The organism is candidate division WOR-3 bacterium (assembly GCA_039802005.1).
GTDB lineage: Bacteria > Hydrothermota > Tepidihabitantia > SM23-42 > JAOAFX01 > JAOAFX01.
On sequence record JBDRVV010000017.1, the window covers coordinates 20,474 to 39,068 of the forward strand.

Below are 18,595 nucleotides of genomic sequence, written 5' to 3' on the forward strand. Positions count from 1 at the left end.
AAAAGTGTGAATAGCCGAAGGTATTTTTAAAGGGATAGAATCCCTTTGATGTATGTTCCACATTGAATCGATGAGCCTAAATTTTATCGCACCAGTATGAACTTCTTCTTTAATTCAATTCCGGGGCAATCAAATTTCACAAAATAGACACCACTTGCAATATTACTAACTATAAAATTATGCCTGCCCTTTTCCTTCATTCCCCGTTCTTTTGAGACCAATCTGCCACAGGCATCATAAACAGAGATTTCTATTTTCTGTGAAATTAAAAGGTTATAGGTAATTGAAAGGCAGTTCGTTGGGCTTGAACCGAAATTGACAATAATATGTTTTAGCATCTCATCTCCCTGAGGTCCACCTGTAATTCCCCTATCTGTTGGTTCATAGATTACTACACCCAAGTTCGGGTCATCGTAGTAGTCATAGATGTAATATTCAATAGATTCAGGCTCTGGGGGATACCAATAATTATGCCGGGCATCAATTGAATCCGGTGTATTGTTATAGATGTGATATAAGAAACTGTGCTCAAAGACATTCTCTTTCCCAATATACAGTGAACCATCCCTATTCTCTTTGTCATTCTGAACCATGCCCTGAACTTGATTCACGGGTTGTTTCAGCATCTCATCTTTATTAAACGTTTCACGGTTCACGGCACACGTTCCATAATTCTTCCCTTCTTCACCCTTTAAGTATATCCCAATTCCGTTCTCTTTTATTAAATTCTCCTTCACATTACCACTCATATCAACGATCACCAGACCAGTGTCATTACTGGTAATTTTGTTGTCCTTTATTGTTCCTCCACCACCAATTACCATGATGCCTGTTTTATTTTTGGTGACTACAAAATTCTTTAGCGTGAAGTTCTGGGCAGAAATCTTGATTCCTGTCTTATTATTGCTCAAACTACAATCCTTCGCCTCAAATTTATTTCCGAGAAATTCTATACCACAATCTGAGCAGAAGTCTATCCTTGAATCCTTTATCTCAAAATTATTGCAATCAGAAATCTCAATCCCATTCGTTGCATACTCAACCACCCAATCCTTTATCTCCAACTTTATGCCTTTTGCCTTTTTGTCATGCTGAATCGGATTCCGCATCTCTCCACCCTTATTGACATCACAAGTGATCTTACCCCTGTCATTTTTATCCTGATACCCCGGTTTCCTGATACCCTTTCCACTGATACCCTGATTTTCTGATATCCTTTCTCTCCGCCCATCTGCGTCATATTCAGCGCCCATCCGCACCTTTGCGAAACGAATTCCATACCAATCCCCGGGCTTCGGCTCATAGGCATCGGAAGTAAACAAAATTCGTGTATCATCCTGACGACCATCTGGATTGAGGCTTTCAGTCTTATTTTTCGGAGTAGGGACTTCAATCCCGTGATATAAGATGTTATCTGCTTGGTAAATCAAACCGCTACAACTTTCCGTTCCACGGTTCACGGTAAACGTTTCGCGATTCTTCCCTTTTCTCCCTGTCTCCTTGTCTCCCAATCTCCCCATCTCTATCTTTCCATATACTATCAATTCAGCCTTTGTTGTATCCACGCCACCCTGCGCCCCATCCATACCAGCAGTAAAATAGACCTCAGTCCCGGGCTCAATCGTTAAGGTCACACCCTCGGGCACAATCACATCGCCGCCAACATTGACAATCCCGCTCCAGACCGTGCCCGGTTCAATCTCACCCCAGGTTGAAAAGTATTTGAAGTCAACCATTCCACAATTGGGATTTTCATCATCATCATAGATATGGGCATCGATTGAATCCGCATTGGTATAGTTCCAGTAATTTCCCTGTGCCATTATCATAAATGGTGAATGATTACATAAAAAGTAAGGACCAATAAGTTCACCATCATAAATCCTGTTTTTGCCATCATCAATTGTTGTTTGATTCTCAAGATTGCCAAGATTCAACAATTGGCTTTTTGATACATTATGCCAGACCTGATAGCGTTGATTGTTGGTGATATTGTTTCCGGTGATGATTGCTTCAAAGTTTGCAGAAATATCACCACAAGCATAGAGACCAACGACATTGTGATTGAACGAGTTATTAGCAACGATTGTTACAGTGGGCGATGATACCTCTTCATAGTATTTTGCAAAAGTCAATCCCACTTTATTGTTTGAAAACTGATTATTGATTATGGTTATCTTCGTCCCCGGTTTATATGCATACCAGCCCTGATAGATTCCAGCAAGTTCAATCACTGGCCAGGGATACCAGCCATTATTAGTGAAATTATTCCTATCAATCAGAATATCAAATGAATCGCCAAAGAAATCAAAGCCATGGAATTCATTTGAATCAAAGAGATTATCCGTAACCTCACCGGTTATCCACCCTGAGGTATAAATCCCCCGGAAGTTATCAATAATCTGATTGCCATTGATATGAATATGTGAATTGGAGAGAATTATTCCAGTGCAAGTGAAAAGGAGTGAATCCTCTCCGCCTTTAGCACGCCTTGGAGTGTGTGAATTTGTTTGGAGTTTGGATTTTGGATTTCGGCATCTAAATTCCTCCAATTTATCTTCAAATATCTTATTCCTGTGGATATAATTACTATCAATCACGACTTTAGAGTTTTGACAGTGAATTCCCGTGTAGAAATTTTCTTTAACTGATGAATGCCTGATTGTTACATCGCTATTATTTTCAATCACCACGCCAATACCGTTGCTGTCAATCAAGGACCTTATAATTTCACCCGAGGCACGGTCAAAACTAATCCCATAATTGCTTCGGGCTATGTGGCAGAGACCCAAATCACCGATACTATTTCGAGTAAATCTGATTCCATACCAGGGCAGAGAATCGGTATAAGATGTGAACCTTATCGAATCTCCAATAATATCACCGCGGGCATTCAGGCTACCCTTTATTATCAACTCGCACATATCCGGGTCATTTCCTGATCCCCGGTCATCAGGATACTGGAGATAGACATCCGTCCCCGGTAGTAATGTGAGCGTAACTTTCTCTCTTACCGTCACATCACCGGTGATAAAGACATTTCCGGACCAAATAGTATTTTCAGTAATCTCCCCACTCTGCCAGTTGGGGATATGGGCAGTGATATCCGTATGAACGATATTGTATGTGTCACCTTGCCCCGATGTCCATACCAGATAAATCGGCACCGCACTCCTCTGTTGTTCCCCTTTTTCACCCTTATTCACCCATTTTCTCCCTTGTTCATCCTTCATTGCACCCTGCACATAATATTCACTACTTGCCGGTGTCGGTATTACTGGGTGAGGCGCTGACCAATTAAATCCATCAAAAAATGTCCAGTAAATTCTATAGTCATTGCTTACTTTTTCACTATAGAAAACCTGTGAGCCACATAGAATAATCGGCGCCATTGAACTATCCGGCGAATTGGAAAGATTTTTCAATTCCGACCAACCAAATTGCCCTTCAATTTTCCCTTTGCCAAAGGATAAAACAGTGGGATTTTTCTGGATTTCACCCTTCCTGGTTTCATTTCCTATACGAGCGTAGCGATCCGGCATCTCCTGCAAGCGAAGCGATCCTGCAAGTCCCGCAAGGGACGATACTGCATCTCCTGCATCTTCATTTTGCCCTGAATTGCCTTTAATTGGCTTGTATGTAAAATAAATGTCGTTGAAAAGTTCAAATACCACACTCAACCGATTCTTATATTTCTCAATGCACGGCCGTTTTGCATCTATCTCACCAACAAACCCCGCAGTCAAATCCTCTTTTGGTGCAAATTCAGTTCCATCCCAATATGTATACTGAATATGGCCATATTTATCCGACCAGACGATATGAGGATAATTATTATCATCCAAAACAATCGATGGCGATGCCATCTCCTCTTCTGGCGGCCAGGGCGGCGGTGAGACGAGCACCGCAGAGTCAATTACCATCTCTGTAATACTCAATGGGTCAATAAGCAGGAATTTTAAGAGATATAACTTCCAGTACAATATCTGTCCAACCGTCTTTTCTTCTTCAATCACCACAAAACCAGTATCCTCTGAACAAACAAATGAAGGGGCGAGAATACGGGAATTGGGGCTATATGGTCTCTCCCAGATTATCAAAGGTTCCTCCCAGATTTCACCAATCCCTTTGCGATACCACAATTTATGACGGGCATAGACAGGCACTGAGCCCGAAATCCAGACTTCGTGGATTGTATTTCGTTGATAAGATACTGCTGGATAAGCCCCCTCCCCAATAATTCTTTCTCTGTTACCTCTGCCTCTGTCATTCTGAACTTGTTTCAGAATCTCATCTGCCCTTCCTCTCCTCTTTAGTCCTCTTGAACCTTCTATCGCCTTAAATTGCCCCAAATTGCCTTCAATTGCCTCATCCATTGCATAAACGATATAATCCCCGCACCGATAAAAGGTATGAAGGCGACCCGCATCATCAAGCACCAATCTTTTGGCATTATTACTCGCCGTCGCCAATCTGGTATCTGAAGTCCTATATGGCAGTCCAATCTCAGCCTTGGCATATTTTATCCCATACCTCGGTTGGTTTCCATAGACACAGACAGTGTGTAGTCTTACGCCGTCAAAGAATGCCTTGGGTGCAAAACAATTCTCTAAAGTGGAAGTAATTGTGGTCTTATACCACTTATTGTATTGCCATAGGCCATAAACTAAATCAAACTTTGAATCGGGCTGAATTGCGGGCTCTTCAATCCAGACTATTAAATAAGGCGAAAATACAATCGGATTTTTTGATATACGATTTGGTGAATTAGAAATATTTTCTATTGCGCCGAACTCTGAGTAGAACCATTTCTTTCTATGATAAATCTCGCCAGAATTCTCCCAGACCACATCAATTATCTCTCCATCAACCGAAATTTTTGGACTATTGCCGTTTCCGAGAACTATCGGTTCTGTCCAATTCAGCATCCCAAACCCCTTTCGTTCTTTGAAGGAGGGGCCATCCTTCCAATCCCTTCGTCCTTGATGGGAGAAGGTTAGGGTGTCATTCTGAACAATGTCATGCTGAACTTGTTTCAGCATCTCGTCTTGTTTCAGAATCTCATCCACCAAAATCCCCTCGCCCTTAATGGGAGAGGATAAAGGTGAGGGTGAATTTGGAATTTGACTATTGAAATTTGTTTCGGATTTAGAATTTCGGATTTCGGATTTACCTCCCCTTGATTTCCCTTTATAGCCCTTAATCCCCCCTGATAACCCCTGTATGTAATAAACACTATTCCCTTTCTCATAAACAATCTGCGGAATGCTATCCCAAACCATCGCCAGATGGGGATTCTTCAAGAACTCACTAACATCATAAATTATTTCTTCAACTTCAAAATTCCCATTTGGTGGCGCACCAATATGATAAACCCCGAACATCAAATGACTCACCGGGTCCATTCCCGCATATTCCCTTTCTTCAAATGCCAGATAACCATAATCACCTTTTACTACAAAAGAAGGAGACTGCAGAGCCCGGGTAGTCTGGGTATAAATACAGACCGGGACTCCCCAGCCAGTTAATTCTTTATACCAATAACCATTTCCCTTTTTGTAGACCAGATGCACCCGGTGCAATTCATCAACCGCAATCGCCGGATACTCACCAAAATCAATCATTTGTTTTGCTTGCCAGGTATTGCCCTGGTCAACAGAGTACGAATAAAATATGCTATCCTCGGAAGTAAATACAAAATGTAAAACGCCATTATCATAAACAAGTTTTTCACCATTCCCGGCCGTCGCCGTTGAATCACTTGATGTAAAATAGCAGATAGAAAATGGATTATTGCTCATATCCGTACCTGTATTATTCGCAATGTCTTTTGAGACAACTTTTATCAAGCAATTATCCGATGGATGCCCAGGCACAGTCCAGTCATACTGATAAGAAGCGATCGGCTCAAAGATTGTATCTATTCCCGTTACATTATGCCACTCCGCACCACTGTTGGTTGAATAGTAGATGGTCTGTAGTCCAACCTTTGTTGTATCTATTGCATTCCAGATTATTGGATAGACACTGCCAATCTCTAACTTCTCACCACCATTCGGTTGAATGACCTGAACAATCGGTGGTTCGGTATCCTCACCAATGAATAGCCTCTTTATCGTTCCGCCATGGTCGCCAACCCATTCTGAGCGGGCAAAATGCTCAAGACGGAGTTCCTTTATAACCTCCGGTATCGCATTGTATTCAGCAATATAGTCACTGCGTATGTTTCTATAGCACCACTCCCAGGTATTATAATGCGGGGTCGGGTCGCCCATATCTACCCAGCCGGTATTCTGCCACCAGTTTGAGGCATTCTTTGCATAATACAACCACCTGTCCTGCCCTTGATTATCATGAATCAACAAGCCCAATATCAAACTGTGGTCTTTATCATACTGCTCCCAGTAGACTATCGTGTGTTCTTCTACTGGAAGATCTGTGATATCATTTCGGAGTGTTGGGTGATAATCTGTCCAAAATGCACCTTCGCCCTGATTTCCGTTGTTATCAATATAAAGCCTGACCGAATCACCATCAGCAATGCACTTCAAAATGGCATTTGGGTCATTGCCTAAAATTTCCGCATACCAATGATTATTATAAGGAAACTTGCGCCAAACTTTAATATCGTCAATATAGGCACGAAACTCACCGGTCTCTGCATTTTGTCCATCATCGTAGACAACTAAAATATTATCCAAAATCTCACCCGCTGCAGGTGTAAGATTGAATATATACTCCACCCATTGGTCCTGGTCCGAAACAGTATGGACTGCTGGGTGAATCCAAGTCCCGTTCTGGTCAATTATCCAGCCGTATTGATTATGCCAGAAATTCTTAAGATTCAAACCGCCCCAGGTTATCCCATCCAGAGAAATATGACCATAATTGCCAGGTGATTTGGCAACATTTATTTTAAAAGAGATAAAAGTCGGATCATCAGTAATCAATAGATTTTCATCAAAGACCTTAAAGATCGCATAACTGTTAGCATCTGTACTTATGTCCTCCCCTTTTATAAGATATGCCCATTCATTACCATTGGGCGGAACTGGTAATTTATAAAGTCCAGCCGAGTCTGATGTGATGCATTGCTTATTTTTTTCTAAAATGCAATTTTCTAAAGGTTGCGTATGGGTAGGCTCAAAACCTGAATATGAGAAAGCGCTTCTATCTTCAGTAAATCTTAAATCCTTTATTGAGCAACCATGGTCGCCGCTCCAATCTTTTCTTGAATAATGGCCGAGTCTCACTGCCTTTAAAATCTTTGGCGAAGTGCCATATTCATTATAAAAATCATTATAGACATTTCTTGAAAAACCTTCCCATTTGTTATAATTGTATCTCTGGGTTGGGTCACCCATATCAACAACCCCAATTTCCGACCAGTGATTTGGGGCATTCGGCGCATAAGTTAGCCAGCGGTCATCCCCCTGCTCATCCTGAATCAATAGCGAATATAAAGATGCATGGGCTAAATCATATTGCTGCCAGTAGATAAGCAATTTTTCTCCAACCGTGATATCAGGAATATCTTTTCGCAGCCAAGGCACACTGCTCCAAAATGTATCAGGATATGCACCCTGATTATCCAGCATTAATCTCACACCATCATCGGATTGTGGTTCAAACCGAACACTGGCATTGGTATCATTGGGTGCAACCTCAAAATACCAAGTATTTTCCAGTGGGAATTGGGAGAATATCTGTATGTCATCAATATAAGCAACGAAGTTACCGGTCTCTTGTGGGTCCCGGTCATCATAAATGAGTTCAAGATAGTCAATTGTCTCACCCGCCGCAGGATTGAGGGTAAAGATATATTGAACCCACTGTCCTTTTGGTGCGCTATGCCAGGCTGGATGGATAATCTGCGAGGTCTGGTCTATTATCCGATTGTATTTTGTCCAGGCCCTCAAAATCTTGCCTGATTTCGTATGGCAATCAACACAGATATGACCGGAGTCCGTAGGCGCTTCTTTTACATATATCCAAAAGGAAAGATAGTTATTACTGGTGATTGGAAAGTCATAGTCCAGTATCTTAAAAATGACATAATTATTGCCTGATGTCCCATAGTCATTGCCATAAATTTTATACATCTTATCACCAGAGTGTGGATTTACACCGCCCTCTGGACCACTCCGCAGAGCACCATAATTATTTACACCATCAACACCAATAAGAGTGTTTTCCAGACATGGTGCATCGCCATCTTCAAAACCGCAATAATTGAAAGTAGTAATTGAAAAAGTAAAATCACTCTCATCCCTTGTTTTATTTCCCGCATAATCCGAAACCACGACCAGTATTTTACAATCACTTGAATTAACATAAGGCACAAGCCAGTCATAACTTCTTGTATCACCAGAAAGATTAACCACAATTGGCTCCCAAGTATTACCACCGTCCGTTGTAAGCAAAATAGAATCAATTTTTGCAATCACAACATTGTCCTCAGCAGTCCAGGTAATAGTATGAACTTCACCAGCATAGAAACTCTCGCCTCCGTTTGGAAAGACCATAGTAGTCTTTGGTAGTATTTCTACTTTCCTGAATGTAAGATAAAATTGGGTATTGGTTGAATTGCCTTCAGTCCAGATAACATAAAGAGCATCTTTTTGTGGAGAAATATCAGCATGAGGGTAAATTGACCAGCGGCCGGCAGTTTGAGATAAATTTACTGGTGGCGATGCCTGTCCATCATACACCTCGGCGTAATAAATGTTTTTGTTTTTCTCCCAGACGACATAATTATTATTAGCAACAATCCCCCAGTCACCATTATCTATAATCACAGGGGCCGATAAAATGTAGTTTGCACCATCCCACACGAGATTATGATAATCAATTTTATACCCACCTGATGAATTTGTCAAAACTAAACTAAGAGTATCAGTGCTACCAGAAAGATATGGGTGAAGACCATACGCAAGCCATTGCTCATCTGACCACGAACCCCCTGAAAAATTTCTATATCTAAAGTAAATGTCCGCATAATCTTCATATGTGCTGTAAACGAGGGCAAGTCTACCTGATAAATCATAGGCAACACAAGGATTGTAGCGCCAGTTTGCGATGGGACGTTGGCTATAAGCACTGGTTTGAAGCGAGAAACTTGAAACCCAGATATTGTGATTCGGCCCTTCCTCAATCGCAACAAACCCACTATCCTGGGCAATAATAAATGAAATTGGCCGCATCGGTGCTGGTTGGAGATGTTGGTCAGGACCTTCATCTTTAGGATAAGGACCATATTCTACTAAAAAGATTTTCTTGTGTTGCCATGAGGTTGTATAATAGGAATGATAAAACTCCAAGACCCAATACCACGGTTTGGGCATACCATAATACCAGGTATTATACCATTTACCCCAGACAATGTGTGATTTGCCCTGTTGGTCTAAAGCAATCGCTGGATAATTTTTATCGCAACCAGCAACACTCTGGATAACCGAAAATGTATTGCCCTCATCGGTAGATAATGCATCCTTTACATCGTGCTGATAATTATCGTAGTAAACAATATGGATATTCTGTGGATTTTGAGGGTCAACTGCAATCTTATTGCCTGTATTATATGCAGTCATCAATGAATCATCGGTTGCTAAGGCACCAGCAACCTTCCCTTTTTCATTTGAAAAAGATGAGATGTGGTTTTGGTCGTCAACAGCAACAACGCGATAGGTATATAGAGTGTAAAGTGCTACAATATTATCAGAGAAAGTATCAGTAGGCGCATTTACCCAACCATAGCCCTCTTGCCAGCCCCCATTGTTTACTTTTCTATCAATTCTAAATTGATTAGAATGGGCCGATTTATCTTGCCATTTAATAACCAACCGATGTGGAGTTTCAAATCTATCCGCTACGGAGAGTAAACTTGGTGCATTAAGCCAGGGGATAGAGACTGATATAGTGGCAGAAGGAGACAATAAATTCCCTTGTTTTGCGCACACCTCATATTCATAGATTGTGCCTCTATTGACTGTATTATCCACCCAGTAGGTTTGCTCTGGTGAGGAAGTGCCAATTTGGGACCAGGAACCTCCTGCAATCCTTCTTCTAATTACATAACAATCAATCACCTTGGGCACCGAATAATCCCAGCGGATTTTTACTTCGTCTTCTTTGGCATAATCACAGCGGAGATTGGTAACCGGGTCAGGGGTATAACCAACTTCGTTGAAGAATTTGGCAATGAGCTCAGCCGTAGATTTACAAGCAAGGGGCATCATTGCTTTTGCGACCATTGTTTTTTGGTCATTATGGCCACCCCACATCCAGGATGCCCAGGTGGGCAAGCCATCGCAGAAATAAAGATAACCCCTGGCAGTATTCCCAAGATCAACAACTTTATCACTCACATCAAAATTGGGATTTAATGCAGCTGAATTGGGATAAAATTGAGTTTCCGAAAGCGCTACAACATCGCACGTATCCTCATACCAGCCATGACCAATTTGCGCCATTAATCCATAAAGCCCGGCAGGCGCGCGATGATTGGGTTGAACACCATCCTGAATAAAATGACATGCTCGTCCTAACCAGCGCAAAGCCTGTGTTCTATTACCAGAATTCCATTCTTGTTTTGCCCAATTGTAATACTCTTCGCATATATTATGCGCATGACCAATTGTCCAAAAAGTCTGCGGCGATGTGCTACGCCCGTGGGCTAATGGGCAGAATCCGAGGTAAATGGTATTTTTGTTACCAAAAGTTGCAAAATTATCTGGCCACATCGCACTAACTGCAAGATTCTGGGCATATTTGTGGTCTGGATAATTTGTCTTATCAGTTACAGTGAAAACCGATGAACCAATCAATCCCCATACCCCAGAACTCAGTGCTTCGCCAGAAGTTATTCCGCCACCCCAAAACCAAATAATTGCGCCGATTGTAAAGAGTGTGCCTGTGATATCCTTAAGTCCATTTTCATTTGCCCAACATCTAATTGTATCACCAAGAACAAAACTACCTGGCAACCGGTCTATCAAATATCCAACCGTAGTCTGCTGCACTTTCATTGTCGGATGGACCTCTGTGCCCCAGAGACACATATTGGATGGAGCACTGTCTGGATACTGAAAAGTAGTGGAATAAGGGAAATTAACGCGTTCGTTGAAAATGTTATAGTGAACATATTTAGCATAGCCAGAATAATTTGCATTATTTAAGAGGTATGTTGTTTTTATTGTAATTCGGCCATGAGTATTGCCCCAATACCCATTTACACAACACCAAGGCAATAACATAATGAATACAATCAATAATTTTTTCATAATTCCCCTTTTCAATTTAATCCAACTCAAATTTACTAAGTCCTGAAAGTGTAAGAAACCATTTGTTATTGTGCCGGTCAATGAAAATTCCTTTTACATATTCATCTAATAACCCTGAATTTCCCGCATTACTATATCCTCCTTGATTATAACTATGATATTCTGTAATATTCCCTTGTGAATATTTTACAATGCCTAAATTTGGATCAAGCCAAAGATCATTATTTGTATCAAAAGCGAACTTACCTGGACTACAAGCTAAGTAGTCAATTTGCTCTTTTTTCCAAATTCCGTTAATAAACTTATAAAAAATTAAGTAATAAGGTTCTGGTTTAGATAGACCAGTCCATATTACGCCAGTTCTATCACAAATCACACCCGAAAAATAGGTAACTGAATCACCGGTCGAAGGTGAATTGGGTATCCAAAATTTCACCGTCCTATCGAATTGAGCGAAACCTTTTGGTGTGAGACATATAACATTGTTATCTCCATCTATTTCCACTGTAATCATGTAATTATCGGGCAAACCATTATTTACGGTGAATGTATCCCACTTTACACCGTCGTATTGCATTATACCCCTTATAGTTCCAATCCAGATTTTACTACTTTTATCAATTCTAATTACCGTTACCGAATCACTAACTAATCCAGATTGTTTGTTATAAACTTTCCACACAGTTCCATCATAAATTGCAAATCCTTTGTCTTTGAAGCCAACATAAACTTTGCCATTGTCTGCGCCATAGACATCACTTACAATAACCGGTTCACTTATACCAATTACGCTCGCCGGTATTCTTTGCCAGTTTTTCCCATCAAAGCGAAATAACCCTTCGGTTCCGTTGACTTCACCACCCATCCAGATATTCCCCTGCAAATCATCAGTCATACAGTTTGGGAAAACATCAGGATAATTCACCCAGCCAATCATCTCCTCGGGAGAAGGAGGTTGAATAACCTCCTGAAGCATATCCGGCAAGCCCCAACAACTTATAAAAAATAATGTCCATATATAAAAGAACCACTTCATTCTCTACCCCCTTTTATCATCAAACTGAAGCCCAAATAAATCTTATGCCACCCCCATGGTAAATTACGAAAACTCCTCACCTTACCGTGTTCAACCATTTCAGTCTGCATCTTATACTCAGTGAACGCTTGTCTTGGTGCAAAACAGATACCCCCTCTAAAATAACCGGGTTTCTGTTTTACAATATTTACTCTAAGACCCATACCAATTCCATATGCAAAAAGGTTCTCTTTTTTCCATATTTTCTCCCCCAATTGATAAAATTCCCCTTGTGAATAAATCCCCTCACCCATCAGGCATAAATCCCCACTCAATCGTATTTGTAATCCAAATCCCAACATTGGCACAATCTTTAATTTCATTTTATCAAGATAGAAATCTAAAGGCCCCAAACTCTTACCAAAATTATTCCAGCCATAATTGGCAAAGGCGTGCAAGGTAATTATCTGCCCTAAATGTTTACTCAAAACTAAACACCCCCGCAGACCAGCAAGATAACGACCCGAGATAGAGCCCCAGCCTTTCGCTTCAATTTCAGTACCAACACCAATAGGATTGCCGTGATAATCATCCCATAAGCCAAACTTGAAACCAAAAGCACCATAATAATTCCAATAATCGCCTTTTGCAGTATACCATAACGCCCCGGATAAAAGTTCAACATTTTTATTAAGTCCGTAGCGCAGATGAAAAGGGAAATTCCAAGTCAACGCCTTTTGCTCAAGCACATAAGCACTCGGCACAACAAAAATCGGTTCACTCCGCCAAACTTGATTATTAGGGGTAAAAGTTAAAAAAATAAAATTAAAGATTATTATATTCATTGCAACTGATAACTGACTAATCTTGTCGTTCTAATCTCAATACGTTCAGGTATTGCTAAAGAGTCCTTAACCATCCCTACGCCATCGGCAAACCAGATATATTGAATTATCGTGTAATTGCCCAGCAATGTATCTTCTTTCTCAAATTGGGTTTTCACCTTCCAGCAATTTGCAAATGTGCCTGCGGGCACAGTTACATTTTCTTTACCTATACATTTAAATTCTACTTCAATCGGCTCAGAATGGGTTATTGTTTCAATCGGTGTTTGCCAGGATTGGCCTACGGCAATCGGAGCTCTCAACATCGTCGTTGCTAAGCCACCGAGGGTATCTTTCATAATAAAACCACTGGGCACCTGTGCCATAAAGTTATTCGTAAAATCCTGCCAGGTATATGCCGAATCCCAAATATCCTGGGGCAAAGAATCAGGCCAGGGATAACTTGTGAAACCATAAAAAGTTGTATCGCCCTTTTGAAATTCTTTAACAATCGTTATTGAAAATCCATTGTCATACTCCCAACGATTACCCACGGCTAATGGAAAATAAAAATCATCCGCCATTAGTAGTCTTAAACTATTGACCATCAAAACAATCAAAAATTTCTGCATTTCCTACCTCCCTTTAATTCATTGTCCAATCTTTACTTCATTAGAGAATACCCGCCACTTCAGGAAGGTGTCTCTAACAGGTTTTACTTTTCAATCTGGTATTTGCTCTTTTAGAAAAACCGAATTTCCCGCTTCTCTTTTTTAAAAACCGCATTTCTAACACTTAAGACTCAAGTATCGGTTTCTCAAATTCCAATAACCAAATCTAACTGTATTATACATCAGATTTGCCAATTGTCAAGCCCCGAATTTTTCACCCCCATCACCCTGTGGGTCAATGATTAGCCTTACCGAATCGCCCTGGGCAACAAAGTTCATATTGAAGTTCGGGTCACCATAAGTTGGGTCAGTTGGAAACTTTTCACAATGCCAGGTATTGGGAATTGGAAAACTATCAAGAACTTCTATATCATCAATATACCCTTCAAAATAACCAGTCTCTGTATTCTGATGGTCATCATAAATCAAAACCAGATAGTCAATTGTTTCTTTTACTGCCGGATTAAAAGAAAAGACATACTGATACCACTCGCCTTTTGGTGCTTTATGCACTGCCGGATGAATCTTCTGTCCGGTTTGGTCTAACACATAACCAAATCTATTCCAATTTCGCAAAATCTCGCCGTCCTTTGTATAGGCATCTAAGCAGATATGACCAGAATCGGTTGGTGCATCTTCAATATAAAGCCAGAATGAGAAATAGGTAGAATCGTGCACGACAAAATCATACGGAAAGACCTTGAAGATCACATAACTATTTTGAGCTGATGCGGTGTCTGTCCCATAAATTTTATACATAAAATTACCCGTATGAGGCAGGCAACCATTCATGCCACCACTTACCCTTATCGCCCCGGTATTAATTACACCCTGACTACCCACAATCACATTCTCAAGACACCCAGGGTCGGTATATTCAAACCCTGAATAGGTAAAATACCTTGTCCCAAAGACCCCATCCGATTCATCCCTTGACCGATTGCCACTGGCATCTGATGCAACAACTTTGATTTTATATTGCTCGCACCATTCAGGCACAGTCCACTCGTAAGAAACTGTGGTTGCGGGCAAATTCACCGCAATCACATTCCAAGTCTGTCCAGCATTCGTTGAATATAAAACACTATCAATCCTTCCTATCTTTACATTATCCGCTGCATACCAGCAAATATTTATCTTCTGTTCCACAAGCAAACTCTCACCACCATTAGGATAAGAGACAATCACCTGCGGCGGAATTGTATCAATCAAAAGATTCAGATTATCAAACCAGGCTTCACCCACAAATGCAGGATTGCCAAACATCATCACCCGAATTGTATCCTCATAGGGACGAGTGGTAAGACTATCACAGACATAGGTCCAATCAGTGTTTCCTGAGACATTCCCAAAGTCCCGATGGTGGTTTGTATCTGGATGCTGATGCCAGACACCAAATGCTAAATTCGCATAACCGGCACTTGCTTCTGTTTTTATATAACCCTGAAGCCAGTATAATTTATTCGGCTCAACCGGAATCTTTTGTTGATAAAAACCAAAATAACTTGCTGAAGCACTTCTTTTAATATGCGCCGAAAACTGCCCATTCTGAACCTCTTGCCAGTCCGCCTCAAATAAATCACCTGTGCCATAAGGCGTCCACAAATAAGGTTTATCCTCCGAAACCTCCTCAAAATTGGGATTGAATACCAATTCTTTCGTGGTCGTAAATGGTCCAACCTCTTTTGCACAGGACATCCCTGCACCATCATAAGCCTCTATCTTTATCTTCAATCCCGAAACGAGTGTATCTGGCACAGTCCAGTTTAATTCATAAGTAGTACCTGATAAATCCCCACCAATCTGGTTATAGGTTGTCCCATTATCAAGGCTATAATAAACCCTGTGTTTTACTACACCAACATTATCCGAAGATACCCATTTTATTAAAAGCGGCAGACCTACACGCAGACGCTGACCCAAAATTTCTTCAGTAGTGGGATAGACAATCTCTAATTGGGGTATGACCCTTATCTTTGCAGTATCAATCGTATAAGGCGCCGCATCACCCTCGGTCCAGATTAAGCAAATATTCTCGCCATCAAAACAACCCTGTGGAAACTTTGACTTTGCCGGGGTATTTTTCACACAGATTGGGTCTGACCAACCACTCGCCAATCTTTCTGAATAGTAAATATCCCAGTTATTATTTACACATCGGTGATAAAGAATGACCCCCTCACTTATGATCTGCCCGGCACCACAGGGCATACTCTCATCACCAATTATATGCTCGGGCTCGGGTTGCCAACCCCCACTATCTTTTACCCGGAGGGTAAGGCAATAATCTGGTGCATCATCAAACATTGCCTCAGTAACAAGAAGGTAGGTTTTATTATTTATTCGCTTTAATGATAAATGGGAAATCCAATTTCCTATCTCCAACCCAGGTGCTTCTTCAACATCTGACCAATTTCCATTGATACGCTCACGATAATGGATTTTAGTATAATCCGAACGCCACGCAACATACAAATTCCCAGATTCATCCTTATCCATCGCCGGATAACCGTATGCAAAGGAAGTGTCGAAGAGTATTGGGGTAGTGGCGTCATATTTTCCAGTCTCAAAATTACAACGCAACTGTGTGTAATAAATGTGGCTACCCAAAATAAATATTACATGCACTGTATCCATCACTATCTGCGCCGTAAATGGATGAAAAGGCGGTGCTTCATTTTGATAAAACTCTCCTCTAAAAATACATACTGAATCAAGCCAATCGCTACTATCCGGGTTAAAATAGGCAAAGTGGATTGTGCTATACCACAGTGGATTAGGTGGATATCGCTTCCGATTTCTATATGAAAAAACCATCACAGGTAAACCATTTTCACGAATATCTAATTGACAAAATCCCGCATCCGTTTCATACATCTCCTGTCCCCAATAACAGGCAGTAATAGGCCCTTCCCAGTTTAACCCATCGGTTGACCTTGAGGCGACTAATAGGCTCTCTAATCCATAAGCCATGTGATAGCGATGATTATCTGGGTCATACAAGACCTTTGGCTGATATGCAGTTGCAGAATCGCGGGATGTCTTTAAGTGAGGCGCAACCGTTGCCCCATAAACTCCAGTATAGGCTGAATAGCCGGCTGGTGGTGTGCTCGTATATGCCCTGCACCGATAGAGATAGGTACTCTCAGGTTTGACATTGTAATCAATCCAGGTTACCCAGTTGCCGGAACTCGGTTGAGCAGGTAATGTTGTTTCAATATGCCAGGGCTCGCCAGTTGGTGGACACCTGCGCCAGACCTCAAAATTTGTCTCATAATTTGACTTATCCTGAAATTGCACAACAATCCTATCCGAGGCCGGTGAATGGACACGGAGTTCGTGATAAGGTGCATTGAGCAAGGGTGTAGTAACTGAAATTGGGGCACAAAAGTCAGAATAATACTTTTGTCCCTGAAATATACCATAACTTCGGACTTTGTAATAATAGGTCGTATTTCGCTCAACAGTCTCATCATAAAAACTCTTTGACCCTGGTCCCCAATAACCTTGAGCAATCATCTGCCAACTTTCACCGGATTTCATTCTCCATACCTCAAAATTTAAAAGTGTTCCACACCGCCAGTCTAACCCGACTTTTGATTCATCAACTGCAAAGGCATAAAGGTCATAAGGGGCATTGAGCTGGATGGTGAAGTAATCACTGATGTCGTCAACTTTTATAAAGTTATCCAACCATGCCCGCACAAAGAACCGGCAATAGGGCGAGTTCACCTGTGGCATTGCAAATTGAATCGTCTTGGTTTCGCCATCGCCGTAATACTGATATCATCCAGTTTCTTGTCTCCATTTCTCCCTTTCTCCGTATCTCCTTGTCTATTTTTTCACGCCCCATTATGACTCACATCATCATCAATAATCCAATTCTTGATGAATTCAAGGGTATAGGTGTAACCTCTTTATAAAAGCGGGAGGTAAGATAAAAGTAGTGTATAAAGTGCTTGAAAAAAATTAAAAAATTGATATAAAAAAAGAATATGAATGAAAAACAATAAGAAAGCGCCAGTCCAATGGAAGCGATGGTAAAAGAGACCATCAATGAGAAAGTGGCGGAAGTTCCTGGAAATCCCCAAAAGCTAAGGGATTTCGCGGGCGTAAACCTAAAAAAATTTCTCCAGGCACAAGTCAATGAGTTGATGCTTGAACACCGGAGATTGTCCTTAAAATAGTTTGAAATTATTACAATATTGAAGTCATTACTAATTAGGCTTAACCTTTCGCTTGACTTTGTGTCAAAAGTATGTATTATAAGATAAAGGAGTGAAAATGGAAAAGGCAGTGGAAATCCTTAAAACTGGTATTAAAATAGAAAAAAATGGTATTGTAAGTTATCTTGATTTTGCGTTCAAGACAAAAGACCCGACCGGCAAAAATATGTTTATCAGGCTTGCAAAGGATGAATATCTACATATGGATGTCCTTGAGAAAGAACTTGATAGTATTATGTGCAACCGAACCTGGGTATGCGAAAATATCCCGGAATCAACAATTGAAAAGATTGCGCCGATGATAAGAAATATTGATAGAACCAAGGGCGAAGAGGGTATGGATGAGCTTTCCGCATTGAAGACAGCACTGGATTTAGAAAAAAGGTCTATAGAATTTTATAATGAAAATAAAAAACATCTCAATGACCCGGAAGCGGTTAAAATTTTTGACCGAATAATTGAAATGGAAGAATCCCACTATGATTTAATCCAGGCTGAGATTGACCATATTGAACAAACCGGTTTCTGGTTTGGTATAAGAGAATTCACAATGGAAGGAGAGAGAAATTAGGAGGTT

Annotated in this window: 6 protein-coding genes; 1 reads left to right on the plus strand and 5 read right to left on the minus strand. The window is 40.8% G+C overall.

Annotated features, from left to right (window positions below):
* Positions 1 to 83: 83 nt before the first annotated feature.
* From ABIL69_06725 to ABIL69_06745, 5 genes are all read right to left on the minus strand, one after another.
* Positions 84 to 11,282: a right-handed parallel beta-helix repeat-containing protein gene (locus tag ABIL69_06725; protein MEO0123680.1), complete on the minus strand. Its 11,199-nt coding sequence runs from the start codon at positions 11,280 to 11,282 to the stop codon at positions 84 to 86.
* Between the two features lie 16 nt (positions 11,283 to 11,298).
* Complete coding sequence (locus ABIL69_06730; GenBank protein ID MEO0123681.1) at positions 11,299 to 12,318, minus strand: hypothetical protein; 1,020 nt, start codon at positions 12,316 to 12,318, stop codon at positions 11,299 to 11,301.
* Positions 12,315 to 13,142, minus strand: a complete 828-nt coding sequence (locus ABIL69_06735) for a hypothetical protein (protein ID MEO0123682.1) — start codon at positions 13,140 to 13,142, stop codon at positions 12,315 to 12,317. Before ABIL69_06735 ends, ABIL69_06730 begins: the two co-directional genes overlap by 4 nt.
* Complete coding sequence (locus ABIL69_06740) at positions 13,139 to 13,753, minus strand: hypothetical protein (protein MEO0123683.1); 615 nt, start codon at positions 13,751 to 13,753, stop codon at positions 13,139 to 13,141. The genes ABIL69_06735 and ABIL69_06740 overlap by 4 nt, the downstream gene beginning before the upstream one ends.
* A gap of 237 nt (positions 13,754 to 13,990) precedes the next feature.
* Positions 13,991 to 17,485: a hypothetical protein gene (locus ABIL69_06745; GenBank protein ID MEO0123684.1), complete on the minus strand. Its 3,495-nt coding sequence runs from the start codon at positions 17,483 to 17,485 to the stop codon at positions 13,991 to 13,993.
* Between the two features lie 591 nt (positions 17,486 to 18,076).
* On the opposite strand from ABIL69_06745, the gene ABIL69_06750 reads away from it, so the two are divergent.
* The gene (locus ABIL69_06750; protein ID MEO0123685.1) at positions 18,077 to 18,589 is read left to right on the plus strand and encodes a ferritin family protein; all 513 of its coding nucleotides are present in this window, start codon (positions 18,077 to 18,079) and stop codon (positions 18,587 to 18,589) included.
* Positions 18,590 to 18,595 lie beyond the last annotated feature (6 nt).